Origin of the sequence: Myceligenerans pegani (assembly GCF_014892515.1) — a bacterium.
GTDB classification, from domain to species: domain Bacteria; phylum Actinomycetota; class Actinomycetes; order Actinomycetales; family Cellulomonadaceae; genus Myceligenerans; species Myceligenerans pegani.
The window spans coordinates 1-932 of the sequence record NZ_JADBGR010000005.1 but is presented as its reverse complement, the minus strand read 5'-3'; the positions used below and the strand labels follow the sequence as shown (position 1 = coordinate 932).

Sequence of the window (932 nt, the reverse complement as noted above, 5' to 3'; positions counted from 1 at the left end):
GGGCCTGGTCAACCAGATCGACTACGCCTACGAGAACGAGGACGGCACGCCCAAGGCCCTCGCGGACAACGCCGAGATCATCGACCTGTACGAGACCGTCGTGGAGCAGGACGAGGCGGGCCTGTCGGCCGGCCTGACGCAGTGGAGCCCCGACTGGGACTCCGCGTTCCAGAACGACGGCTTCGCCACGATGCTGTGCCCGGCGTGGATGACCGGCCCGATCGAGGAGCGTGCGGGCGGCGTCGACGGCTGGAACGTCGCGGATGTCTTCCCCGGTGGGGGCGGCAACTGGGGTGGTTCGTTCCTGACGGTCCCGGCGTCGGGTGAGCACACCGAGGAGGCCAAGAAGCTGGCGGCGTGGCTCACCGCGCCCGAGCAGCAGACCGCGGCCTTCGAGAACGCCGGAACCTTCCCGTCCCAGCTCGAGGCGCAGGCCTCGGAGGCGGTGCAGTCGTACACGAACGAGTTCATGAACGGCGCGCCGGTCGGGCAGATCTTCTCGAACCGTGCCCAGGCGATCGAGGGCAACCCCTTCAAGGGCCCGAACTACTTCGCGATCCACCAGACGGTCCAGGACGGCATCACCCGGGTCGAGGTCGAGGGTGAGGACCCGGACACGTCGTGGGAGAAGTCGCTCGCCGCCTACGACGAGCTCGGCCTGTAACAGGTCGCGCAGCGTGAGCGGGATGGTCGCCCCGACGCCGACGGCGTAGCGGGCGGCCATCCCGCGTACCACGCCACGCACCGTCCTCATCCCTCGCGAAGCTGATCAGGAAGTCGACATGGCCGCACTCACCTCCACGGAGCCCGCCGCCGGCTCCACGACGCCGGCGCCCAGGGCGCCGCGCAGGGTCGGGTTCTCCCAGACCCTGGGGCGTTGGGACGTCAAGGTCTCGCCCTATCTCTACATCTCCCCGTTCTTTGTCCTGTTC

1 protein-coding gene and 1 pseudogene are annotated in these 932 nt (G+C 69.0%); both read left to right on the top strand.

The features are described from left to right. On the top strand, positions 1-664 hold a 664-nt coding region (locus tag IIE03_RS00035), incomplete at its 5' end, for an extracellular solute-binding protein (protein WP_192860694.1). A gap of 118 nt (positions 665-782) precedes the next feature. Then, positions 783-932, top strand: a pseudogene (locus tag IIE03_RS00030) (VacJ family lipoprotein); the annotation flags it as partial.